Genomic DNA, 23,063 nt, shown 5'->3' with positions numbered 1-23,063 from the left:
TCAGCCCAGCACCCAGTCCTGACGCGCAATGCCCAGCAGCGACAGGATCGAAGTCAGGTCACCCCGGTCGATCCAGCCATCTGCCGCTGCCCGTGCCTTTGGCTTGGCGTAATAGGCAATGCCGAACGTCGCGGCTTCAATCATCGGAATGTCGTTCGCGCCATCGCCGGTGGCAAGGCTCAGCGTCCCCTCGCCCAGACGCGCCATTTCCTCCAGCAACACCTGCTTCTTGACCGAACTGTCAACGATTCCGCCAACAAGCCCGCCGGTCAGCACACCGTCATGCAGGCCCAGCCGGTTGCCCACCACACGTTCAAAGCCCAGCAATTCGGCCACCGGATCGGCAAAGGAATGGAACCCACCGGTCACCAGCACAGTATGGCATCCGCGCGCCTTCAGCGTGGAAACCAGCGTGCGCGCACCTTCCATGGGGCGGATACGTTCATCCAGACACTGCCGGATCGCTGCTTCGGGCAGGTCTTTCAGCAGCCCCACCCGTTCGCGCAGCGCGGATCGAAATCCAGTTCGCCCTGCATCGCGCGTTCGGTAATCCCGGCAATGCGGTCCTTCAGCCCGGCAAAGTCGGCCAGTTCGTCAATGCATTCCTGCCCGATCATGGTCGAATCCATATCCGAGACGAACAGGCCGGGCACGTCAATCAGGCCATCGGACAGCAGCAGGTCGCTTTCAGGGAAACACTGGTCAAGGATTTGGCGAATGCCCGCCGGATTGCCTTCGACAACCTCCAGCTCCAGCACATCCTCGCAGGTTTCCAGCATCCCCGCACCCGCCACTTCCCAGTCGCGCGCCTCGATCATTTCCATGGCGAGCGAGAGATTGTCACCAAGCGTCTCCGGCTCTGCTATCAGGCGGGCGATGAGCACAGATTATTCCCCTACGATTCCAAAACGGGCGGCGAAGCCAAGACTGGCGCTAATTGCAGGGCCAACGGCCAGCGGCAAGAGCGATCTGGCAGTAAAGCTTGCATTGCACGCGCATGCGCGCGGGCAAGAGGCGGTCGTCATCAATGCCGACAGCGCGCAGGTCTATGCCGATCTGCGCGTGGTCAGCGCCCGCCCGTCTGATGAAGAGATGCAGGGCGTGCCCCACGTCCTGTTCGGCGCATGGGACGGCGCGCACCCCTGCTCCGCCGCCGATTGGGCCAGCGCCGCCAAGGCCGAAATCGCCGCCGCCCACGCCCGCAATGCGCTGTCGATCCTTGTCGGCGGCACCGGCCTATATATACGCACCTTGCTGGACGGCATTTCCCCGGTGCCCCAGATCGATCCGCAAGTGCGCGATGCCGTGCGCGCCATGCCGCTGGATCAGGCCTACGCCGCGCTGGCAGCCGAGGACCCCGACCGCGCCGCCCGGCTCGCCCCGGCAGATTCGCAACGCATCACCCGCGCGCTCGAAGTCGTGCGCTCCACTGGCCACCCGCTCACTCATTGGCAGCAGCAGCTCAGCGGCGGCATTGGCCATACCGTCGATCTCGCCCCCGTCATCCTCCTGCCCGAACGCCAGTGGCTCTATCGCCGCTGCAACTTGCGCTTTGACCTGATGTGGCAAGGCGGCGCGCTTGAGGAAGTCAAAGCCCTGCTCGCCCGCAACCTGCCCGAATCGCTTCCCGTGATGCGCGCCATTGGCGTGCCAGAAATCGCTGCCTTCCTGCGCGGAGAAATCCTGCGGGAATCGGCCATTTCGGCGGGTCAACAGGCCACGCGCAATTATGCCAAGCGGCAATACACCTGGCTCAGGCACCAGAATCCGGGCGACTGGCCGCGCATTGAGTACGAAAATTCCATTGACAGCGCCAATATAGCAAGTTTATTACGCATATAGCTGCTTGACACGTTCTTTTATGTCAAGTAGCAGGCCGTCAATTGCTCGATCCACGCCTTGTGTTGATCGGGTGCCCGGAAGGGAGAGACGGCCCGGCGCAGTCCAGCACTGCAGCCGGGCCGAAATTTTTTTGGTTCAGCAGCAGGGGCCGGCACAGTCCAGCACCGCAGCCGGACCGAAATTTTTTGTTTTTCGTGATCGTCGGGGCTATCGGGCCGCGACAATGAATAAGGATTTGGTAAAGTGACAACCGAGCGCAGCGGCGCCGAGATCCTGGTTGAAAGCCTTGTCGCCAAGGGCGTCGAATTTGTATTCGGCTATCCCGGTGGCGCAGTGCTCCCGATCTACGATGCGCTGTTCGGCGATGAACGCCTCCGCCACATTCTCGTCCGTCATGAAGCCGGCGCCGCCCACGCGGCAGAAGGTTACGCGCGCGCCACGGGTAAGCCCGGCGTGGTCCTGGTCACCTCCGGCCCCGGTGCCACCAATGCCGTCACCGGCATTGCCGATGCTTTCATGGATTCGATTCCCATGGTCGTCATCACCGGACAGGTGCCCACCGGCCTGATCGGTTCGGACGCTTTTCAGGAAGCCGACACGGTTGGCATCACGCGCCACTGCACCAAGCACAACTATCTGGTCAAAGACCCGTCGCAGCTCGCCGCGACGATTGACGAGGCGTTCCGCATCGCCACCGAAGGCCGCCCCGGCCCGGTCGTGATCGACATTCCCAAGGACGTGCAGATCGCCTCTGCCGCGTGGACCAGCGCCGCGCCGCAACAACGCAACCGCTATTCCCCTCAGACCGAAGGCGGCTCTGCCGAAATCGCGCAAGCGATCGACATGATCGCCAGGGCCAAGGCTCCGGTGTTCTACACCGGCGGCGGCGTCATCAATTCCGGGCCAGAAGCCGCGCGGCTTTTGCGTGAACTTCAGTCGCTCACTGGTGCGCCGGTCACCTCCACCCTGATGGGCCTTGGCGCGTTCCCGGCCGATCATCCAGCGTGGCTGGGCATGCTGGGCATGCACGGCACCTATGAAGCGAACATGACGATGAACCGGGCTGACCTTGTGGTCTGCATCGGCGCGCGTTTTGACGATCGCGTCACCGGTCGTCTCGATGCCTTCGCGCCCAACAGCAAGAAGATTCACATCGATATCGACCGCGCGTCGATCAACAAGACCGTTGCCGTCGATCTGCCGGTCATCGGCGATTGCGGCAAGGTTCTGGCCCAGTTGATCGAAGCCTGGCTTCAGCGCGGATACAAAGCGCAGGACCTGACCGAATGGCACGCCCGCATCGATGGCTGGCGCGCCCGCAAGAGCCTGTCCTATCCGCGCAAAAGCACGGCCATCATGCCACAGCTCGCGATTGAACGGCTGTATGAGCTGACCAAGCACAAAGAGCCGATCATCAGCACCGAAGTTGGCCAGCATCAGATGTGGGCGGCACAGCACTTCCACTTCATGAAGCCAAACAAGTGGCTGACGTCAGGTGGCCTTGGCACCATGGGCTATGGCCTTCCCGCCGCCATCGGCGCGCAGGCCGGTTTCCCTGAAACACTGGTGATCGACATCGCGGGCGATGCTTCGATCCAGATGAACATTCAGGAACTGGGCACCGCCACGCAGTATCGTCTGCCGGTCAAGGTGTTCGTGCTGAACAACGAATGGATGGGCATGGTCCGCCAGTGGCAGGAACTGACCTATGAAAGCCGCTATTCGAACTCCTATTCGGACAGCCTGCCCGATTTCGTCCGCCTTGCCGAAGCTTATGGCTGGAAGGGCATCCGCATCACCGATGAAAGCGAACTTGACGCTGGCATTCAGGCGATGATGGATCACGACGGTCCGGTCTTTGTCGACTGCCTCGTGGCCAAGGAAGCCAACTGCTTCCCGATGATCCCGTCGGGCGCTGCGCACACTGACATGATCCTTTATGGGGACGAAGTGGCAGGCACGATGGACGACGAAGCCAAAGCGCTGGTCTGAAGGATACCGGAACAATGATGCACATCCCTCAGGAGGCGCAGGAGCGCCACGTCCTCACCATCACGGTCGATAACGAAGCGGGTATCCTCGCCAAGATCGCCGGACTGTTCACCGCGCGCGGCTATAACATCGATAGCCTGACCGTAGCCGACATTACCGACGAACACGATCTCAGCCGGATCACCATCGTCACCCACGGCCCGCCCCCGGTGATCGACCAGATTCGCGCCCAGCTTGAACGGCTGGTGCCGGTTCACAAGGTTACCGACCTTACCGAAGTCGGCCCCTTCGTCGAACGCGAACTGGCGCTTATCAAGGTTTCGGGCAAAGGCGAAAACCGCGTCGAGGCCCTGCGCCTTGCCGATGTATTCCGCGCCAAAGTGGTCGATACCACCACATCCAGCTTCATTTTCGAACTCACCGGCGCGCCGGACAAGATCAATTCCTTCGTCGCCCTGATGAAGGAACTGGGCCTTGTCGAAGTGGGCCGCACCGGCATCGTCGGCATGGTTCGCGGCCCTGCCGCGGCATAAGCCATTCCATTTCATTTTCAGTTTCGATTTCAATAGGATTGGGAAAGACATGAAGGTCTATTACGACGCAGATTGCGATCTGAACCTCATCACCGACAAGAAGATCGCCATCCTCGGCTATGGTTCGCAGGGCCATGCCCATGCGCAGAACCTGCGCGATTCGGGCGTGAAGGACGTGGCCATCGCGCTGCGTCCCGGTTCGGCCAGCGCCAAGAAGGCTGAAGCTGCGGGCTTCAAGGTTCTTGCTAACGCCGAAGCCGCTGCATGGGCCGACGTGCTGATGATCCTCGCACCTGACGAACATCAGGCCGCGATCTATGCCGATGACCTGCACGCCAACATGAAGCCCGGCGCGGCGCTTGCCTTCGCCCACGGCCTCAACATCCACTTCGGCCTGATCGAAGCGCGCGCTGACATCGACGTCATCATGATCGCGCCCAAGGGTCCGGGCCACACCGTTCGCAGCGAATATCAGCGTGGCGGCGGCGTGCCCTGCCTCGTTGCCATCCACCAGAACGTGACCGGCAACGCGCATGACGTCGCGCTTGCTTATGCTTCGGGCGTTGGTGGTGGCCGCAGCGGCATCATCGAAACCAACTTCCGCGAAGAATGTGAAACCGACCTGTTCGGTGAACAGGCCGTGCTGTGCGGCGGCGCAACCGCGCTGGTGCAGGCTGGTTTCGAAACGCTGGTTGAAGCCGGTTACGCACCGGAAATGGCCTATTTCGAATGCCTTCACGAACTGAAGCTGATCGTCGACCTGATGTATGAAGGCGGCATCGCCAACATGCGCTACTCGATCTCGAACACCGCTGAATACGGCGACATCAAGACCGGCCCGCGCATCATCACCGATGAAACGAAGAAGGAAATGAAGCGCGTTCTGGCCGATATTCAGTCGGGCCGTTTCGTGAAGGACTTCGTGCTTGATAACCGCGCTGGCCAGCCGGAACTCAAGGCAGCACGTGGCCTGGCCCAGCGTCACCCGATCGAGGAAACCGGCGCCAAGCTGCGCGCGATGATGCCTTGGATCGGCGCGAACAAGCTGGTCGACCAGACCAAGAACTGATCGAATAACAACGGGTTCGGTTGGCTTGTGCCATCCGGCCCAGTTGTTCTGTCAAAATCAGGGCCACGCAGGGCGACGAAACCGGTGGACTGCACCGATTCAGACGTTATTCCTCCATTTTGGATATAACGCGGGATCGGGTGCGGATCATGCTAAAAGCGTCGCTGGGCGTGGCCTTGTTGTGTTCGGCCTACGCCATGGCCCCTGCGACTGCGGCTGCCGTCGGCCTGCAGATGACGCGCACGCCCAGCCCGCCAGGCGTTCCCGGCGCGGCCCCACCCCTTTCGGCCTCGCCACAACAGCCCGACACATGCGGTCTCTTGCGCGCCAGACGCCTGATCGGGTCACCCGGCGATGCGCAGGCCCGCGTTCGCGTTACTCAAACCATCGGCCACCCCCGTCTGCGCTGGATCACACCGGGCGCGGCCATCACCCACGATTACCGCGCCGACCGGCTCAATCTGATCCTCGACGATCAGGGCATGATCCGCACAGTGCGCTGCGGATGATCTTGCGGTATTTCTCATAACCGGAATCGGTTGTGCCGGCGCGCCGGGTTTGGCATCCCCTGCACTCCCTCATGAGTGCTCTCATGAAACCAAGGAGAGATCCCCAGTGCTCAAGCTCCCCAAACTTTCCACCGCCCTCAAGGTCGCGCTGCCGCTCGCTCTGGCCGCTGCTGCTGCGCCAATGGTCGCGCAGATGCCCGAAGTTCCGGGCAAGGCTGACAAGGCCCGCGTCGTCGCCGGCACCTACACCGCCGATGCCGGTCACTCGCTGGTCGCATGGAAGGTCAACCACTTCGGCTTCAACGATTATTTCGGTCTGTTTGGCGACGTGTCGGGCACTCTCGAAATCGACCCGGCCAACCCTGCCGCCGCCAAGGTGTCAGTCAAGATTCCGGTCAGCAAGGTCGTTACCGCCAGCGCCGGGTTGACCGGGCACCTGCTCAAGCCTGCCGCCGAAGGCAAGCCTGCCGACTTCTTCGGCGCAGCGCCCGCCGATGCCACTTTCGTGTCGACCAGCGTCGCGCCCGGCGCAGACGGGACTTCGGCCAAGATCACCGGCAACCTCACGCTCAACGGCGTGACCAAGCCGGTGACCGTTGACGCCACTTTCGCAGGCGCTGGCACCAACCCGTTCAGCAAAGCCGCAACGCTTGGCTTCCACGGCAAGGCCGCGATCAAGCGTTCGGACTTCAACATCAAGTACGGCCTGCCCTTCGTTTCGGACGACGTGATGCTCGACATCACCGCCGCGTTCGAAAAGAAGTAAGACTTATACCATCCGGGAAAACGCGGCCCGAAGCTCTTTCACAAAGGCTTCGGGCTGCTCCCAAGCGGCAAAGTGCCCGCCCCTTTCCAGCTCGCCCCAATGCACCAACTGGCGGCAATGCCGTTCAAACCACTTGCGCGGCGCGGGGATGATCTCTTTCGGAAACGCGCTGGCCCCCACCGGAATATCGATATCCTTTGGCCCGAAACTGCCAAAACTCTCCCAATAGAGCCGCGCCGAAGATGCACCTGCTGCCGTCAGCCAATAGAGCATGATATTGTCGAGGATATCGTCCCGGCTCAGCGCGTCTTCCGCCGCACCGGCATTGTCGGTCCACGCCTGCATCTTTTCATAGATCCAGCCCGCCAGCCCCACCGGCGAATCCACCAGCCCGTATCCCACTGTCTGCGGGCGCGTGGCCTGCTGCTTGGAATAGCCTGAATCCCAGTCCTGATAGTGCTGCATCTTCATCAAGGCCCGCGCTTCATCCGGCCCCGGCGCCGCCAGATCCTCAGGCAGAGGCCGCGCAATCGGCATGTTCAGGTGGATGCCCGCACAGCCTTCCACCCGCTGCACCGCAATCGCGGTCGTCACCGCCGATCCCCAATCGCCCCCTTGCGCAAACCAGCGATCATAGCCGAGCCGCTTCATCAGCTCGCCCCACGCCAGCGCGATCTTCTCCACGCCCCAGCCCTTCACCGCAGGCTTGCCCGAAAAGCCATAGCCCGGCAGGCACGGAATAATCAGGTGATAGGCATCGCCCGCCCGCCCGCCATTCTCTTCAGGCCGGGTCAGCGGAGCAATACAGCGGCGGAACTCCAGAATCGATCCCGGCCAGCCGTGCGTCAGCAGCAAAGGCCGAGCCTTTTCATGCGGCGATCGCACATGCAAAAACCGGATCGCCACCTCGTCAATCGCCGTCTCGAACATGCCCCAGCCGTTCAGCAGGCTCTGGCAGGCATACCAGTCATACCCGTCGCGCCAATAGGCCACCAAATCCTGCAAAGCGGCCAGCGGCGTCCCTTGCGACCAGTCCTCCACCGTTTCCTTTTCCGGCCAGCGGGTCATGTCGATCCGCTGGTGCAGGTCGGCAATCTCGTCGCGCGCGATATCGACGATGAATGGCTTTATCGTCATGCGGTCACCTCTCCCGTTATGGCTTTTTCGTTGCTTTCATTCTGGACAATCGCGCAGCAAATCACCATAGGCTTGATGCATGACCGCTCGACTGGACCTTACCCTGCGACTTATCCGCCCTTGGGCGTGAGCTGGCGTGCCGTTCCTGCGGTGCGCACGGCGCTCAAGGGAACCTGAACCAGACAGCCAGATTGCTGGCCACCGGCACCAGATCATTCGAGTTTCACTATCATGACCATGCTGAAGACCCCCTCGGCCAAATATCGCGCATTCCCGCAGATCAACCTGCCGGACCGCCAGTGGCCCAGCCGTGTTATCGACAAGGCGCCGCGCTGGCTCTCCACCGACATGCGCGATGGCAACCAGTCGCTGATCGATCCCATGGACGCGGACAAGAAAGCCCGCTTCTTCGACCTTCTGGTCAAAGTGGGCCTCAAGGAAATCGAGGTTGGCTTCCCCAGCGCGGGCGCAACCGAATATGATTTCATCCGTGGTCTGGTCGATGGCGGCAAGATTCCTGACGATGTATTCGTGCAGGTTCTCACACAGTCGCGCGAAGACCTCATCAGGACGAGCTTTGAAAGCCTCGCCGGGGCAAAGCAGGCCATCGTCCACGTCTATAACGCCGTGTCGCCACTGTGGCGTCAGGTCGTGTTCGGCATGGAACAGTCGCAGGTAAAGGACATCGCCATCGCCGGGGCAAAGTTCCTGCGCGATCAGGCCGCCCGTTTCCCGCAGACCGACTGGCACTTCGAATACAGCCCGGAAACCTTCTCCACCGCCGAACTCGATTTCAGCATCGCATGCTGCGAAGCGGTGATGGACGTGCTCCAGCCCACGACCGACAAGCCGATCATCCTCAACCTGCCCGCCACGGTTGAAGCGTCCACGGCCAACATCTATGCCGACCAGATCGAATATTTCTGTCGCAACCTGCCGGGGCGTGACCGCGCGATCATTTCGCTGCACACCCATAACGACCGTGGCACTGGCGTCGCCGCCGCAGAACTGGGCCTGATGGCAGGCGCGGATCGCGTCGAAGGCTGCCTGTTCGGCAATGGCGAACGCACTGGCAACTGCTGCCTCGTCACCGTCGCGCTCAACCTCTACACGCAGGGCGTCGATCCCGAACTGGACTTCTCGGATATCGATGAAGTCATCCAGACCGTCGAATACTGCAACCAGCTGCCCGTCCACCCGCGCCACCCCTATGGCGGCGAACTGGTGTTCACGGCCTTTTCCGGCAGCCATCAGGACGCCATCAAAAAGGGCTTTGCCGCGCAGGAAACCCGCAACGACGAACTGTGGGCCGTGCCCTATCTGCCAATTGACCCCGCCGATCTGGGCCGCAGCTACGAAGCCGTCATCCGCGTCAATTCGCAGTCCGGCAAGGGCGGCTTTGCCTGGGTGCTGGAACAGGATCAGGGCCTCAAGCTGCCCAAGAAGATGCAGGCCCACTTCTCGCGCCATGTGCAGGAACTGGCCGATGAACTGGGCCGTGAACTGCAGGCGGGCGATATCTGGGGCGTGTTCCGCAACGCCTATCGCCTCGACGCGCCGCAGCATCTGCAACTGGTCGACTATGAAGAAACGCGCGGCCCCGATGGCACCCGCATCTTCGCAGGCAAGATCGAAGTCGACGGCAAAGTGCAGACCGTGTCCGGTCGCGGCAACGGCCTGATCTCGTCCGTCGTCGCCACGCTGAAAGACGGCTTCGGCGTCGATATCGACATTACCGATTATTCCGAACACGCCATGGGCGCCGGCAGCAACGCCCGCGCCGCCGCCTATGTCGAATGCAAGACCGCTGATGGCCGCACCATCTGGGGCGTCGGCATCGACGAAGACGTCGCCACCGCCAGCGTCCGCGCGGTGCTGAGCGCCGCCAACGCCGTAGCCTGAATACCCAACCGGGCGGCCACCCACGCCGCCCGGTCATTTACCATCCCGACAATCCCGTTCGTGTCGAGCGAAGTTGCGACACTGCACCCCTTCCTGTGTTTCGCGCGGAGACGCCGAGGAAGCAGAGCACGCAGGACACAAGCCGCAAAGCCCCGTTTTTCAACTATCGTCATTCCCGCGCAGGCGGGAATCCAGCCCCACAACAAAACCACCGCGAAGCGACAATCTTGGCACTTACTGGACTCCTTCCGGCACGAAAGTGACATAGAGTTGGGCACTTTTTGATATGGCGAGAAAGAGTAAGGGGTAGCCAAGGCAACGAGGGTGTGCAGATGAACGAGATCAGGACGAACGAGTGGTGGCGAATTCTCTCAAATTATGAGTCTTCTGATCTCGTCAAAACTTGCTTTAGAGCGATGCACGGAGGAGATCTGAACACATCGAAGGCGTCCGAGATCTGCGCAGCCATCACGCAGGCGCGGGGGTATATGGAATCCGCGAGCAGCGCGGGGCGCAGCGTCAGGCCATTGCTCCTATATTACGGGGTCCTAGGCCTTGCTCGAGGGCTGACCCTCTTCCTTTCGACCTCACTTCGCGAAGCATGCCTTGCTCAGGCTCATGGCCTCTCGGCATCCAGTTGGGGTGAAGCCCTGACCCGCGAGGGAGGCTCTATGGGCGACCTGAAGATCAAGCTCAACGCGAACGGTACGCTGCAGCAGCTTATCGCTGCGACGGATCACCGAACTTTCCTGCGCAACAACTCCTCTAAACCCAACTGCGTGATCAAGTACGAGTCACCGCCGACGGATACGGAGGTGAGCCTAGCCGACATCCTTTCGCGGATACCCGAAGTTCGCCCGTTTTATTCACGCTGGTTACCAGATAGTCGCGAAATCGTTGCCTTCTGGCCGCAGAACGATCACCCCGGCGACAAGAAACGGTGGCGGGTAGACCCTCCTTACACCGCTGAAGACGTTCGTGCCGTCATGGGTGACGCGGTTCATGAGCTCAATACAACAGATTCGGTCATCTCAATCCTCGTGTCTGGCGATTACGCCCCCTACATGTCCGACACGGTGGGACACTGGTCTGTCGGTAATGTAGTCGCGATGACGCCCTTCCCCGGCGAGCTCAGGCTTTCTAAGACGGTCATCACTTTTATGGCCGCCTACTGCCTCGGGATGCTCGCCCGCTACTACCCTTCTCAGTGGACGGCGACCCTTGGCAACCAGCGACACACTGTCGCGTTACCCACGCTGTTAGCGACCATGGACTACATCGCAGATGAGTTCCCGAGAATGATCGTCGAATTCCTCGAGCCGCCTGTGGCTCCATCGAGCGGCGGAGGACTTTTCGAGAGGACCAACGACGGATTTCAGCAATAGTTGACGTTCACGTCTAGCGTCCGAACGTCGCATTGTGGTCGAACTACACTTTGACATCCAATCCGGAACGGCCAATTCTCGATCCACATCTCAAACAGCCCCCCAAAAAACTCCCCCTCCCCGCTCTCTGCTCCCTCCGCGCCGCTGCGCGCCCCCACTCCCCCGTATGCCAAGCCAGTTCGTGTCGAGCGAAGTCGAGACACCCCGCGCCCACAATTCAATCGGTCACTTAATCCCGCTTGATAGCCGGTCCGCTTGTGCCATAACCCTGTCGTGCCCGTCAGAGGCATGACCTTGTAGCCTGTCGCCACCGATACCTTTTGCGCATGCCACTTGCGCGCAAATCACGTCGGACGGTGCAGGCAACGCCCGCGGCATTCACACGAATACGCGGCGGAAAAGCGTCACATGGGACAGGATGGTCAAAGGGACAAAGCATGGCCGAAGCGATTCTCGAACCTGATCTGCCGATTATCGATCCGCATCATCACTTGTGGGATCTGCGCCCGCTGCTTGCCGCCTTTCCGCAGCCCTATCACCCCTTCGTCGAAACGCTGACCCATTCGGCCTATTACACCTTCGACACGCTGCTGGCGGACGCGCGCGGTGGACAAAATGGCGGCGGGCATAACGTCGTCGGCACGGTCTATATGGAATGCGGTGCGTTCTATCGCGCCGGGGCCGATGGGCCAATGAAACCGGTGGGCGAAGTCGAATATGTCAACGGCGTCGCGGCACAGGGCGCCAGCGGCCTTTATGGTGATTTCCGCCCTTGCGCGGCCATCATCGGCCATGCTGACCTGACGCTGGGCGACGGGGCAAGGCCGGTGCTGGAAGCGCTGGCGCAGGCGGGCAACGGGCGCTTTCGCGGCATCCGCCATCAGGGCGCGTGGGATGCCGACGCCGATGTTCTTGGCCCCCCGTTCCACGCCCCGCCGCAACTCTATCTGGCAGACAGTTTCCGCACTGGTTTTCGCGCGCTGGGCGAAATGGGGCTGACGTTCGATGCCTGGCTGCTGGAGCCGCAACTGGGCGATGTGCTTGATCTTGCCCGCGCCTTTCCCGACCAGCCGATCTGCCTCGACCACTGCGGCACGCCCTTGGGCACCGGCAGCTATCACGGCAAATTGCACGAACGGTTTGATATCTGGCGCGGCATGATCCGCGATCTGGCCGCCTGCCCCAATGTGACCATCAAGCTCGGCGGCCTTGCCATGTCGTTCTGCGGCCTTCCCGAACAAGGCCCGATGGCGGGCCTTTCGTCCGAAACGCTGGCGGCCATGTGGCGGCCCTATATCGAAACCTGCATCGAAGCCTTTGGCCCGGACCGCGCGATGTTTGAAAGCAACTATCCGGTCGACAAATGGGGGGCCAGCTACAACGTGTTGTGGAACACCTTCAAACGTCTGGCCCATGGAGCATCCGATGCTGAAAAGCGCGCACTGTTCGCCGGAACCGCGGCCCGCTTCTATGGCATCGAAAACCTGCTGGCCTGATCGCGCTTGACAGTCGGCCAAGGCTACACCACCCATTTAACTGAACGATTAAGACTTGCGAGGAACCACGCCGAATGTCCCTGCCCCCGCTGTTCGCCAACCTGCGCCTGCCCGTCATCGCATCGCCGCTGTTCATCATTTCCTGCCCGGAACTGGTGATCGCGCAGTGCAAGGCCGGGATCGTCGGCAGCTTCCCCTCGCTCAACGCCCGCCCGATCAGCCAGTTGGACGAATGGCTGCACCAGATCACCGAAGAACTGGCCGCCCACAACCGCGCCAACCCTGATCGCCCCGCCGCCCCCTTCGCGGTGAACCAGATCGTCCACAAGACCAACAACCGCCTCGATGAAGACATGGCGATGTGTGAAAAGTGGCAGGTGCCGATGCTCATCACATCGCTGGGCGCGCGCGAGGACGTTTATAACGCCGCGCACGGTTGGGGCGGCATCGTGCTGCACGACGTCATCAACGACCGCTTCGCCCGCAAGGCCGTGGAAAAGGGCGCGGACGGGCTTATCCCCGTCGCAGCGGGCGCAGGCGGCCACGCAGGCGCGCAATCGCCCTTCGCCCTGATGCAGGAAATCCGCGAATGGTTCACCGGGCTGGTCGCGCTGTCGGGCGCCATCGCGCATGGCCGCTCGGTGCTGGCGGCACAGGCACTGGGCGCAGATTTCGCCTATATCGGCTCGGCCTGGATCGCCACGGAAGAGGCGCGCGCCGAACAAGCCTACAAGCAGGCGATTGTCGACAGCCGCGCCGACGATATCGTCTATTCCAACTTGTTCACCGGCGTCCACGGCAACTACTTGCGCCCCTCTATCGTCAACGCCGGGCTTGACCCGGACAACCTGCCGGTCAGCGATCCCAGCAAGATGAATTTCGGGTCGGGCGGCAACACCGATGCCAAGGCGTGGAAGGATATCTGGGGGTCCGGTCAGGGCATTGGCGCGGTGACGGCGGTTGAACCGGTGGCCGCCCGCGTCGCCCGTCTGGAAGAACAATATCGCGCTGCCGCTTCGGGGCTATCAGACGCGAGTTCGCCCTTCCTCAAGTAGCGGTAGAGGACGTCTGCGGACGTTCATGTCGCTTTAGGTGTCGTTCAGGTCGCGTGCCTTACGCGGCCTGATCGGCCCATTCCGTCCCGCCCCACAACATGTCGGCCATGTCATCCAAGTGGCTGTAATCCAAAGCAGGATCACGCGCGTTCAGCGGCTTTTTCGCCCATGATCGCGGGTCCAGCAGCTTGCGCCGCAGCGCCCGCTGCAACAAATCGAACCGCATCAGCGCATCGAAGTCCGCACTGGCAGACCCCGCCGCCCGCTCCTTCGCCCAATGCGCCTCAATCTGCCCCGCGCGTTGCAGAACAAGTTCGTTGTACGTGCGATGCGGGCCACGATGCAGCGGCAGGCTGAACTTGAGCGCGGCATGTTCAGAAGCAGGCAATAACAAGCCGTTACGCCGGAAATCGTGAAAGCCCAGCCGCCCAATTCCCAGCCTTGCCAGCATCTTGCCAATGGTCGCGGAACCCAGCACTTGCCGGGGAATCAGATGATGCCGCTGAAGATCCGGGGCATACCCCGGACGCCCCGGAACATTGACGCTGCTGAACGGCAGCATCTTCCTGTCTTCATGGTCGTTTTTCCGGGTCAGCAGCACCTTGCAACGATACGAGTGCTGTCTGCCGCCTCAAGAAAGACTGCTCCCGTTCCGGCAAGAACTGCTTCGCAAGGCGCTGAAACGGGGCCATTTGCGACCAGCCAATCGACCAGCCGGAGGGCCACTTTCGTCAAATATTCCCGGCCGCCAGAGCCGCTGTCAGAAAGCTGAAATTCCTGCCCGATCAGAAACTTGAGTCCTGTGGAGCGCACCGTTTCATCGACGTCGTGACGCAAGCTTACCAGTGCCATTGCGGGGAACGGTCCCCCACCCAGCCATGGGCTGACCGCCTTTTGGAACCAAGATGGTGCAATGGCATTGCGGGCCGGAATCCAGCCAATCGCAAGGGGTGATCCGATTCGCGCAAGGTCAAGCGCAAGCTCTACCCCCACCCGAATCACCGGCAGCAACCTGCCCGCCCCAGCCAGATGGGGCCCCGGCGAAAGCATCAACGCATGCGCGCCTGCCAGTTGGTCGAACGGCACCCCCAACGCCTGATCGACTTCAGGCGCATCCATCACAGGACCACCAGAAAGACCATGGAGATCAAAGGTCAGCCCATCGCGAAGCAGTTCAACCCAGCCCTGTTCAGGTGGTGGAACATGCGAAACGGCAAAGGCTCCACCGGGTTGCGAAGCAGCGATGATATCGTCAACGCCCGGCACCTTGCCGGCTTCAAAGAAGAAAACGGCAAGTGGTGCGCAGTCAGCCGACCTGAAACTTGCGACCACGAAAACCCCTTTTCACTCTACTCGAAAGTGGCACATGGCAGACCCAACCGTCGAGTCCGCAGTCCCCACGCGAATCAACCATTCCAGACCATAGTTGCCAGTAGTTAGAAAACCCCCAGCGCCAGCCCTCCACAAAGCCCCTGTCCCAGATTGCAACAATCCAGCAGGTTTTCGGCTGCAACGCCCTTAGCCGCAAGAATGGCTTCGGGCGTTTGCGCTCCGGTCAGCACGATCAGCGGTTCTGCAACGCGGCGCAAGCGCCATCCCGTAGCGATCCGGTCAATCTGTCGCTGCGCCGCCGCCCCATCGGTTCCAGCGGCAATCATCGTGGCATAAGGTCGTCCTTCGATCCGCCCCAGCAACGGGTAATAGGCCTGATCGAAAAACTCCTTCATCACTCCACTCATCGCGCCAAGGTTTTCGGGACAGCAGAAAAGATAGCCAGAGGCGGCCAACAGCGCCTCTTCGCCCGCCGTCCCAAATGCTTCATCTGCCCGCAGCATCCGACACGGCCCTTCGCGGCTTGCGCCATCAAACGCTGCACGCGCCATGGCCTGCGCGGTGCCAGTGCGGCTATGCCAGACAATCAGCAGCATGGCGTTTCCCGGTTCCTATCCTGATCCCATACATCGCGCGAACCGCACTCTTCCCCGCATGGAGCCGATAGTCTAGCGCATGAAGATGATTCCCGTCACCGCAATCACCCAATCCCTTTCCGGCCAGGCTTGGCGCTGGAGAGGTGGCAACATGGACATGGGCGGATCGGGCAGCGCGCCCGGCGAGAACCTGATTACGCAATTGCTGCTGTCACGCGGGGTCAGCCCGGACGATCTTGAACGACACCGTCGCCCGACGCTGCGCGATTTTCTGCCCGACCCGTCGATTTTCCGCGATATGGACAGCGCAGCCCGCAGAATTTGCGATGCGATTGCCGCCAATGAACGCATCACCATCTATGGCGATTATGACGTTGACGGTGCAACCAGCGCGGCGTTGCTGATCCGGCTGCTGCGCGACATTGGCATTACCGCACAACCCTATATCCCTGACCGCCTGCTGGAAGGTTATGGCCCATCGGGCGAGGCGCTGGTGCGACTGGCGCGCGAAGGATCAAGCCTGATCGTCACGGTCGATTGCGGCGCAATGGCGTTTGATGCCTTGGCCGCCGCCCATGCCGAAGGTGTGGATGTGATCGTGGTGGACCATCACAAATGCGCCTCAGAGCTGCCTATGGCTGCAGCGCTGGTCAACCCCAACCGGTTGGACGAATGTGACGAGGCCGCCGCCCACGGCCACCTGGCGGCAGTGGGCATGGCCTTTCTGCTGGCGGTAGCCATTGTGCGCGAATTGCGCGGGCGCGGGTTCTTTGGATCGCGCCCTGCCCCCGATCTGATGCGCCTGCTGGATCTGGTGGCGCTGGGCACGGTGGCCGATGTGGCGCAGCTTAAAGGGCTTAACCGCGCGCTGGTTTCGCAAGGGCTGAAGATCATGGCCCGGCGTGAGAATGTGGGCCTTGCCGCCTTGATCGACGCCAGCCGCCTGAACCGCGCGCCGACATGCAGTGATCTTGGCTTTGCACTGGGTCCGCGCATCAACGCAGGCGGCCGCGTGGGCGAGGCATCGCTGGGCGTACGACTGTTGACGACCGAAGACCCTGACGAAGCACGGGCAATTTCCGCGCAGCTATCCCAGTTGAACGAAGAACGCCGCGCGATTGAACAGGAAGTGCAGGAAGCCGCCGAAGCGCAGATCGCGGCGCAGCACAACCGTGCGGTGATGGTGCTTGCCGGCCACGGCTGGCACCCCGGCGTAATCGGCATCGTCGCGGGCCGGATCAAGGAAAAGACCGGCAAGCCAGCGCTGGTCATCGCGCTGGACGCCGATGAGGCAGGCAATGGCAAAGGGTCTGGCCGCTCTATCGCCGGGGTGGACCTTGGCGCTGCGATTATCGCCGCGCGCGAGGCCGGGCTGCTGATAGCGGGCGGTGGCCACGCCATGGCCTGCGGCCTGACGATCGAACCATCGCAACTGGAACCTTTGGCAGACTGGCTGGACGAACGGCTGGCCCGCGATATTTCCGGCGCGCGCATCGGCAAGGCGCTGTTGCTGGACCTATCCCTCAGCCCCGGTGGCCTGACTCCCGATCTGGTGGAAACGCTGGAAACCGCCGGCCCGTTTGGCGTGGGCTGGCCAGGGCCGCGCGTGGCAGTGGGGCCGGTAAGGCTGGTGAAGTGCGATCTGGTCGGCACCGATCATGTGCGGATGATCGCCGCCGGACCGGATGGCCGCTCGTTCAAGGCCATCGCCTTTCGCGCTGCGCAAACTGAGATGGGACAGGCTCTTTTGCACGGCACACGCGGACGGCAACTGTGGTTGGCAGGGCGCGCCCGGATTGATGACTGGGCCAGCAAACCTGCAGCAGAACTGCACGTTGAAGATGCCGCCTTTGCCGATTGAAGATTTTGCGAAATCCTTGCTTGACGGCCCGCCATACTCCCCTTAGAGGCGCGGACCTGCCCAGCGGCGCAAGCCCAATGGCCCCTTCGTCTAGCGGTTAGGACGCGGCCCTTTCACGGCTGAAACACGGGTTCGATTCCCGTAGGGGTCACCACCTTTCTTCTCCTTTGCAGGATGGAAAGCGGCGGTGCACAGCTTGGTTGCCTCAAGAGAGGCCCCTTCGTCTAGCGGTTAGGACGCGGCCCTTTCACGGCTGAAACACGGGTTCGATTCCCGTAGGGGTCACCACTCTTTTTCTTCACACACAAATTTCACTCTCTCGCGCGGCACCGTATGTTTCCGGCCTGATCGATTTGTGCCCGCATTTGTGACGGTGAACCACCGCTCTTGCACCTGCTTGCTTCCCTCGCCTAACTGCGCGGCAGAAGGCTGACCGCAACGGTTGACGATTCGCAGGCTCAGGCAATCCACACGGCGTAATTCGATGAAGGGTTTGTCGCTGCCTCTCCCCAGTATGTTCGTGGCGCTGTGCGCCGCTGTGGTGATGTTCTTTGGCGGAGCAGGGTTCTGGCTGTCGCTGGCAACGCTGCTGGTCTGGCTGGCAACACTGTGGCTGGCTCGCCCCGAACCGGTCGTGCAAACGTTGAACCGCGATGACGGTAGCGTTTCGCGGCAGGCAATGATCGAACTGGTAGAGCCGTTCGGCTTGCCTGTGTTGATGCTGGACGGCCAGCGCATTGCCGCTGCCAACGCTGCCGCGCGTGAAGAACTGGGCGCCCATATCGTCGGTCAGGATGCCCGCGTCGCGCTGCGACATCCCGAAGCGATCGGCCTGCTAGAAAACCCGCAAGGGCGCGCGCTGGTGCGCGGGCTGACCGGAGCGCGCAGCATCTGGCAGGTCAGCCGCGTGCCGATTGATGAGCGGTTTTCGCTGATCGAGATGGTCAACCGTACGGCCGAAGCCGATATCAGCCGCGCGCATACCGATTTCGTCGCCAACGCCAGCCACGAGTTGCGCACGCCGCTCGCCTCGATCATAGGCTATATCGAGACGCTGGCCGATCCTGACGCCAAAGTTGATGAGGCAACGGCAGCAAAGTTCCACGCAACAGTCCTGCGTGAATCACGGCGACTGCAAAGTCTGGTCGAAGATCTGATGTCATTGTCGCGGATCGAGGCAGAAAAGCACGAAGCGCCGCGCGACCGGATCGATCTGGGCCAGATGGTGGGCAGCATCGGCAGCGAGATTGCCATGAATCATGGCGAGGACCGATTGGAGATCGACACGACCGAAGCTGTGGTAACAGGCGACCGGCAGCAACTCGACCAGCTTGTTCGCAACCTGATCGACAATGCCTTCAAATATGGCGATCCTTCCGCGCCGGTGAAGGTGAAGATCGGCACGCGCGGCAACGATGCCGAACTGATAGTGATCGACAAGGGCGAAGGCATTCACCCCGACCACCTACCTTATTTGACCCGCCGGTTCTATCGCACCGACCCTGGCCGCAGCCGGGCAGCAGGCGGCACCGGACTGGGCTTGGCCATTGTGAAACACATTGTGGAACGCCATCGCGGCAAGCTGGATATCGCCAGTACCCAAGGGGTTGGCACCACGGTTACGGTGCGCATTCCACTGGTTGCACGCCCTGCTGTGCTTTCTGCCTGATTGTTGTCATAAAGCTGTCACGCGCCCGTCGCATTGGCCGCCTTGCCAACAGGGACGAAAGCAACCCACATGTCGATGATTCGCACGATTGCACTTTCCGCCGCTGCGCTTTCCGCGCTGGCTCTTGCCGGTTGCGGCAGCCAGGAAGCCGCCACCCGCGATCAAGTTCGCGCGGTTGGCTCCTCAACAGTTTATCCCTTCGCCAAGGCCGTAGCCGAATCGCTGGCCAAGTCGGACCCTTCGCTGAAGTCGCCGATCATCGAATCCACCGGCACCGGTGCTGGCATGAAGCTGTTCTGTGGTGGTGTGGGCGCACAGTTCCCCGACATCGAAAACGCATCGCGCCGCATGAAGAAGTCGGAGTTCGAGGACTGCCAGAAGAACGGCGTAAAGGACATTGTCGAAGTTCAGGTGGGACTTGACGGTGTAGCCTTTGCCGAAGCCACATCGGGCATCGGCATCGCACTGACACCCGAAGATGTTTACAAAGCGCTGGCCAAGAACCCCTATGGCAAGCCGCAGACGGCCAAAACGTGGAAAGACGTGAACCCGTCGCTCCCGGCAGAATCCATTCTCGTCTATGGTCCGCCGTCAACGTCGGGCACGCGCGACGCGCTCAAGGAACTCATCCTTGTCAAAGGCTGCAGCGAAAACGCCGAAATGAAGGCGTTGAAGGATGCCGACAAGGACAAGTTCGAAAAGGTGTGCGGCGAAGTGCGCGATGATGGCGCCTATGTCGACGCTGGCGAGAACGACAACCTGATTGTCCAGAAGATCGAAGCCAATCCCAAGGCCATCGGCATCTTCGGGTTCTCATACCTTGAAGAAAACGCCAGCCGGATCAAGGGCCTGACCATGAGCGGTGTCCAGCCGACTTATGACACCATTTCGGACTTCAGCTATCCAGGTGCACGCCCGCTCTACATCTATGTGAAGAAGGCCCACTTGAAAGCAATTCCCGGATTGCAGGCATTTGTCACCGAATGGTCAAAGCTGTGGGGCAAGGGTGGCTCGCTTGCCAAGCTCGGCATGGTTATCGCACCTGACGATGTGCTTGCCGCAAGCGCCAAGACTGTTAACGACCTTCCGGTCCTTGACGGTTCGCAGTTGAAGTAAGGGGGAATTACCGGGATCATGTCGCCAGCCATCCTGCTTTTGCTCGCCTTCGGGCTGGGCCTTCTCGGCTGGCTGGCGGCGCGATCGCGCGCCTGGGCCTTCCGCCGGGCAGACCCTCAGGTACGTTTGCATTCGCTGCCAAACTTTCATGGCTGGTACGTCGCCCTGTGGGTTGGCGTGCCTGCCATCGTGTTTGCCGTGTTGTGGAATGCGGTCAGCCCCATGCTGATAACCGCTCACGTCATGGCTGATCCGGCAGCATCACTGTTGCCTGCATTCGGTTTTGAACGTGAAACGATGCTGGCAGAAGCCCGCGCCGTGGCTGAGGGCAAGGCCTTTGGCGTGTTCAATGAAGAATCGCAGGCCCTTGTCGCGCCCTATCGCACGGCCATCACCCTGTATGATTCCATCGGCCTTGCGGTGACGATGATTGTGGCTTTTGCCGGGGGCGCGTTTGCATTCCTCCGGTTGAAACCAGACTTCACCGCCCGCACCCGCGTTGAACGCGCAGTCATGGCGCTGCTGTTGATCGCATCGCTGGTGGCAATCCTGACCACCATCGGCATCATCGTCAGCCTTGTGTTTGAAACCGTGCGCTTTTTCGGCATGGTTTCACCGGTTGATTTCCTGTTCGGCACGCACTGGTCGCCCGATCCGATGAGTTCGGGCGCGCCTGACGGGGCTGATTTCGGCGCAATCCCGCTGTTCTGGGGCACGATCTATATCGGCGCGATCATCGCAATGATTGTGGCCATTCCACTGGGCCTGATGAGCGCGATTTTCCTCACGCAATATGCCAGCGGAACCGTGCGCAAGATCATGAAGCCGCTGCTCGAAATCCTGGCTGGCGTACCCACCGTGGTTTACGGTTATTTCGCCGCGCTGACGGTGGCTCCATTGGTGCGTGATGCGGCGCAGGCCATCGGCATTTCCAGCGCGTCGACCGAAAGCGCCGTGGCAGCCGGTCTGGTCATGGGCATCATGATTATCCCGTTCGTATCCTCGATGGCCGATGACTCAATCGCCGCCGTGCCGCAATCGCTGCGCGATGGCAGCCTGGCGATGGGTGCAACCACGGCCGAGACGATCCGCAAGGTGCTGGTGCCAGCCGCCCTGCCCGGCATCGTGGCAGGCGTGATGCTGGCCATCAGCCGTGCGATTGGCGAAACCATGATCGTCGTCATGGCCGCTGGCGCTTCGGCCAATCTCACTGCCAATCCGTTTGAAAGCATGACCACGGTCACCTTCCAGATCGTCGCCATGCTGACCGGTGAAGGCAGCTTTGACCATCCTGCCACGCTTTCGGCCTTTGCGCTGGGCATGGTCCTGTTCCTTGTCACGCTGACGCTGAATTTCATCGCCCTGCGCGTGGTGAAGCGTTACCGCGAAGCTTACGAGTGAGGCCGCAATGACTGTTGACGTCACCTCCGGCCCCGGCATCGGTCCAAAAGCCAATTCGGCCGAGGCTTTGAGCGAAATCCAGAACCGGCGACGCGCGGCTATGGAAAAGGGCCTGTCTCGTCGCAAGGCGGCGGACCGCTGGTTCCGCTGGATGGGTTTTGCTGCTGTCGCCTTTTCAGCGCTGATGCTGGCCTTGCTGCTTATCAACATGAGTTCGGCAGGCGTTGCCGGGTTCCAGCGCAGCGAAGTGCGGTTCAGCATTCCACTGGCCGGTGCCATGCAGATTGACGCCAAACGCCTGACCCAGCCCGATCCGCTGGGCGGACTGGAACTGGCCGGCCTTCCCAAAGTGGTCGATGCCGCAGCCACAAGCGCGCTGGGCAGCAATGCCGATGATCTGATTGCCGATGGGGCATGGCGCGAAGTGGCCACCCGACTGGTTGAAGACCCCGCTGCATTGAACGGCAGCATCGATGTGTCGCTTCCTGCCAGCAACGATCTGGCCAAGGCGCAGCGCGGCGAAGGCGATCCAGCCATGCAGCAAGTGGCTGCACGGCTGGTCAGCGAAGGCAAGCTGGTCCGTGCCTTCGATAAGGGCTTCCTGTCACGTTCAGACGCCACCAGCCCGCAAACGGTGGGAATCTGGGGCGCGCTGAAAGGCTCGATCCTGACGATGTTCATCACGCTGGTTCTCGCCTTTCCGGTAGGCGTGCTGGCCGCGCTCTATCTTGAAGAATATGCGCCGAAGAACCGCTGGACCGACTGGATCGAAATCTCGATCAACAATCTTGCTGCCGTGCCGTCGATCATCTTCGGTCTGCTGGGGCTTGCGGTTTTTCTGGCGATTTTCCCGCACTATCGTTCGGCCCCGCTGATCGGTGGCATGACGCTGGCGCTGATGACCATGCCGGTTATCGTGATTTCGGGCCGCAACGCGATCAAGGCCGTGCCGCCCTCCATCCGCGATGCCGCGCTGGCGATTGGTGCCAGCAAGGTGCAGGTTGTGTTCCATCATGTGCTGCCACTGGCCCTGCCCGGCATCCTGACCGGCACAATCATCGGCATGGCGCGCGCACTGGGCGAAACCGCTCCGCTGCTGATGATCGGCATGCGCGCCTTTGTCGCCAGCCCACCCAGCGATTTCACGTCGCCATCCAGCGTGCTGCCGGTGCAGATCTTCCTGTGGTCGGATGAAATCGATCGGGGCTTTGTTGAACGCACCAGCGCGGCCATCGTCGTGCTGCTGGTCTTCCTTCTGATGATGAACGGTCTTGCGATCTACTTGCGCAACCGCTTCGAAAAACGGTGGTAACATGAACGCTGAAGCGATCCCGACAGATGGACAGGCAAACGGGCAGACCGCAGTGCAAACCGATGTAAAGCCCGACGAAACTCCGTATTT

19 protein-coding genes, 2 tRNA genes and 1 pseudogene are annotated in these 23,063 nt (G+C 61.4%); 17 read left to right on the top strand and 5 right to left on the bottom strand.

Features of this window, described 5'->3' with window-relative positions:
• Positions 1–884 (bottom strand): annotated as a pseudogene (serB, locus tag OVA07_RS19100) (phosphoserine phosphatase SerB).
• Between serB and miaA the strand changes: the two are divergent.
• The 6 genes from miaA to OVA07_RS10840 all read left to right on the top strand — a co-directional run bounded on the left by miaA (position 877) and on the right by OVA07_RS10840 (position 6,711).
• Positions 877–1,842 (top strand): tRNA (adenosine(37)-N6)-dimethylallyltransferase MiaA, encoded by a 966-nt coding sequence (gene miaA / locus OVA07_RS10865; protein ID WP_268171438.1) that lies wholly within the window; start codon positions 877–879, stop codon positions 1,840–1,842. The pseudogene serB and the gene miaA sit on opposite strands and share 8 nt — an antisense overlap.
• 243 nt (positions 1,843–2,085) lie before the next feature.
• Positions 2,086–3,834 (top strand): biosynthetic-type acetolactate synthase large subunit, encoded by a 1,749-nt coding sequence (gene ilvB / locus OVA07_RS10860; RefSeq protein ID WP_268171437.1) that lies wholly within the window; start codon positions 2,086–2,088, stop codon positions 3,832–3,834.
• 17 nt (positions 3,835–3,851) lie between these two features.
• Entirely contained in the window at positions 3,852–4,367 is a 516-nt protein-coding gene (ilvN, locus tag OVA07_RS10855) for an acetolactate synthase small subunit (RefSeq protein ID WP_268172684.1), read from the top strand.
• Positions 4,368–4,416: 49 nt separating this feature from the next.
• Positions 4,417–5,436, top strand: a complete 1,020-nt coding sequence (ilvC, locus tag OVA07_RS10850) for a ketol-acid reductoisomerase (RefSeq protein ID WP_268171436.1) — start codon at positions 4,417–4,419, stop codon at positions 5,434–5,436.
• A gap of 149 nt (positions 5,437–5,585) precedes the next feature.
• Entirely contained in the window at positions 5,586–5,945 is a 360-nt protein-coding gene (locus OVA07_RS10845; RefSeq protein ID WP_268171435.1) for an I78 family peptidase inhibitor, read from the top strand.
• A 106-nt stretch (positions 5,946–6,051) separates the two neighbouring features.
• Positions 6,052–6,711: a YceI family protein gene (locus OVA07_RS10840; protein WP_268171434.1), complete on the top strand. Its 660-nt coding sequence runs from the start codon at positions 6,052–6,054 to the stop codon at positions 6,709–6,711.
• Positions 6,712–6,714: 3 nt separating this feature from the next.
• On the opposite strand, the gene OVA07_RS10835 is transcribed toward OVA07_RS10840, so the two are convergent.
• Positions 6,715–7,848 (bottom strand): epoxide hydrolase family protein, encoded by a 1,134-nt coding sequence (locus OVA07_RS10835; RefSeq protein WP_268171433.1) that lies wholly within the window; start codon positions 7,846–7,848, stop codon positions 6,715–6,717.
• A gap of 231 nt (positions 7,849–8,079) precedes the next feature.
• Between OVA07_RS10835 and leuA the strand changes: the two genes are divergently transcribed.
• The 4 genes from leuA (at position 8,080) to OVA07_RS10815 (ending at position 13,686) form a co-directional block, all read left to right on the top strand.
• The gene (leuA, locus tag OVA07_RS10830) at positions 8,080–9,750 is read left to right on the top strand and encodes a 2-isopropylmalate synthase (protein WP_268171432.1); all 1,671 of its coding nucleotides are present in this window, start codon (positions 8,080–8,082) and stop codon (positions 9,748–9,750) included.
• Between the two features lie 332 nt (positions 9,751–10,082).
• The gene (locus OVA07_RS10825; RefSeq protein WP_442789643.1) at positions 10,083–11,135 is read left to right on the top strand and encodes a YaaC family protein; all 1,053 of its coding nucleotides are present in this window, start codon (positions 10,083–10,085) and stop codon (positions 11,133–11,135) included.
• Between the two features lie 437 nt (positions 11,136–11,572).
• Positions 11,573–12,631, top strand: coding sequence for an amidohydrolase family protein (locus OVA07_RS10820; protein ID WP_268171430.1), 1,059 nt, complete (start codon positions 11,573–11,575; stop codon positions 12,629–12,631).
• A gap of 74 nt (positions 12,632–12,705) precedes the next feature.
• Positions 12,706–13,686 carry an NAD(P)H-dependent flavin oxidoreductase gene (locus OVA07_RS10815; protein WP_268171429.1) on the top strand — a complete coding sequence of 327 codons (981 nt, stop codon included), beginning with the start codon at positions 12,706–12,708 and terminating at the stop codon, positions 13,684–13,686.
• Positions 13,687–13,744: 58 nt separating this feature from the next.
• Here OVA07_RS10815 and OVA07_RS10810 read toward each other — a convergent pair whose 3' ends face one another.
• The 3 genes from OVA07_RS10810 to OVA07_RS10800 all read right to left on the bottom strand — a co-directional run bounded on the left by OVA07_RS10810 (position 13,745) and on the right by OVA07_RS10800 (position 15,614).
• Positions 13,745–14,248: an AHH domain-containing protein gene (locus tag OVA07_RS10810; protein WP_268171428.1), complete on the bottom strand. Its 504-nt coding sequence runs from the start codon at positions 14,246–14,248 to the stop codon at positions 13,745–13,747.
• Between the two features lie 29 nt (positions 14,249–14,277).
• Positions 14,278–15,018, bottom strand: a complete 741-nt coding sequence (locus OVA07_RS10805) for a hypothetical protein (RefSeq protein ID WP_268171427.1) — start codon at positions 15,016–15,018, stop codon at positions 14,278–14,280.
• A 104-nt stretch (positions 15,019–15,122) separates the two neighbouring features.
• Entirely contained in the window at positions 15,123–15,614 is a 492-nt protein-coding gene (locus OVA07_RS10800) for a flavodoxin family protein (RefSeq protein ID WP_268171426.1), read from the bottom strand.
• A gap of 85 nt (positions 15,615–15,699) precedes the next feature.
• Between OVA07_RS10800 and recJ the strand changes: the two genes are divergently transcribed.
• The 7 genes from recJ (at position 15,700) to pstA (ending at position 22,973) form a co-directional block, all read left to right on the top strand.
• Positions 15,700–17,475, top strand: a complete 1,776-nt coding sequence (gene recJ / locus OVA07_RS10795; RefSeq protein ID WP_268172683.1) for a single-stranded-DNA-specific exonuclease RecJ — start codon at positions 15,700–15,702, stop codon at positions 17,473–17,475.
• A 79-nt stretch (positions 17,476–17,554) separates the two neighbouring features.
• Positions 17,555–17,629, top strand: a tRNA-Glu gene (locus OVA07_RS10790).
• A 59-nt stretch (positions 17,630–17,688) separates the two neighbouring features.
• Positions 17,689–17,763: transfer RNA gene (locus OVA07_RS10785), tRNA-Glu, on the top strand.
• 196 nt (positions 17,764–17,959) lie between these two features.
• Positions 17,960–19,144: a sensor histidine kinase gene (locus OVA07_RS10780; RefSeq protein ID WP_268171425.1), complete on the top strand. Its 1,185-nt coding sequence runs from the start codon at positions 17,960–17,962 to the stop codon at positions 19,142–19,144.
• Positions 19,145–19,219: 75 nt separating this feature from the next.
• The gene (locus OVA07_RS10775; RefSeq protein ID WP_442789670.1) at positions 19,220–20,260 is read left to right on the top strand and encodes a substrate-binding domain-containing protein; all 1,041 of its coding nucleotides are present in this window, start codon (positions 19,220–19,222) and stop codon (positions 20,258–20,260) included.
• Positions 20,261–20,278: 18 nt separating this feature from the next.
• Positions 20,279–21,661, top strand: coding sequence for a phosphate ABC transporter permease subunit PstC (gene pstC / locus OVA07_RS10770; protein ID WP_268171423.1), 1,383 nt, complete (start codon positions 20,279–20,281; stop codon positions 21,659–21,661).
• A gap of 100 nt (positions 21,662–21,761) precedes the next feature.
• On the top strand, positions 21,762–22,973 hold the full coding sequence (pstA, locus tag OVA07_RS10765) for a phosphate ABC transporter permease PstA (protein ID WP_268172682.1): 1,212 nt from the start codon (positions 21,762–21,764) through the stop codon (positions 22,971–22,973).
• Positions 22,974–23,063 lie beyond the last annotated feature (90 nt).

The organism is Novosphingobium sp. SL115, assembly GCF_026672515.1.
Classification (GTDB): Bacteria; Pseudomonadota; Alphaproteobacteria; order Sphingomonadales; family Sphingomonadaceae; genus Novosphingobium.
The sequence above is the reverse complement of the archived record's forward strand: the minus strand, read 5'-3'. Positions and strand labels throughout refer to the sequence as shown.

Bases quoted from the DNA above. Each gene is read 5' to 3' on its own strand.
- miaA (WP_268171438.1), top strand. From the start codon at position 877: ATGAGCACAGATTATTCCCCTACGATTCCAAAACGGGCGGCGAAGCCA.
- ilvN (WP_268172684.1), top strand. From the start codon at position 3,852: ATGCACATCCCTCAGGAGGCGCAGGAGCGCCACGTCCTCACCATCACG.
- ilvC (WP_268171436.1), top strand. From the start codon at position 4,417: ATGAAGGTCTATTACGACGCAGATTGCGATCTGAACCTCATCACCGAC.
- OVA07_RS10845 (WP_268171435.1), top strand. From the start codon at position 5,586: ATGCTAAAAGCGTCGCTGGGCGTGGCCTTGTTGTGTTCGGCCTACGCC.
- OVA07_RS10835 (WP_268171433.1), bottom strand. From the start codon at position 7,848: ATGACGATAAAGCCATTCATCGTCGATATCGCGCGCGACGAGATTGCC.
- leuA (WP_268171432.1), top strand. From the start codon at position 8,080: ATGACCATGCTGAAGACCCCCTCGGCCAAATATCGCGCATTCCCGCAG.
- OVA07_RS10825 (WP_442789643.1), top strand. From the start codon at position 10,083: ATGAACGAGATCAGGACGAACGAGTGGTGGCGAATTCTCTCAAATTAT.
- OVA07_RS10820 (WP_268171430.1), top strand. From the start codon at position 11,573: ATGGCCGAAGCGATTCTCGAACCTGATCTGCCGATTATCGATCCGCAT.
- OVA07_RS10815 (WP_268171429.1), top strand. From the start codon at position 12,706: ATGTCCCTGCCCCCGCTGTTCGCCAACCTGCGCCTGCCCGTCATCGCA.
- OVA07_RS10810 (WP_268171428.1), bottom strand. From the start codon at position 14,248: ATGCTGCCGTTCAGCAGCGTCAATGTTCCGGGGCGTCCGGGGTATGCC.
- OVA07_RS10800 (WP_268171426.1), bottom strand. From the start codon at position 15,614: ATGCTGCTGATTGTCTGGCATAGCCGCACTGGCACCGCGCAGGCCATG.
- recJ (WP_268172683.1), top strand. From the start codon at position 15,700: ATGATTCCCGTCACCGCAATCACCCAATCCCTTTCCGGCCAGGCTTGG.
- OVA07_RS10780 (WP_268171425.1), top strand. From the start codon at position 17,960: ATGAAGGGTTTGTCGCTGCCTCTCCCCAGTATGTTCGTGGCGCTGTGC.
- OVA07_RS10775 (WP_442789670.1), top strand. From the start codon at position 19,220: ATGATTCGCACGATTGCACTTTCCGCCGCTGCGCTTTCCGCGCTGGCT.
- pstC (WP_268171423.1), top strand. From the start codon at position 20,279: ATGTCGCCAGCCATCCTGCTTTTGCTCGCCTTCGGGCTGGGCCTTCTC.
- pstA (WP_268172682.1), top strand. From the start codon at position 21,762: ATGGAAAAGGGCCTGTCTCGTCGCAAGGCGGCGGACCGCTGGTTCCGC.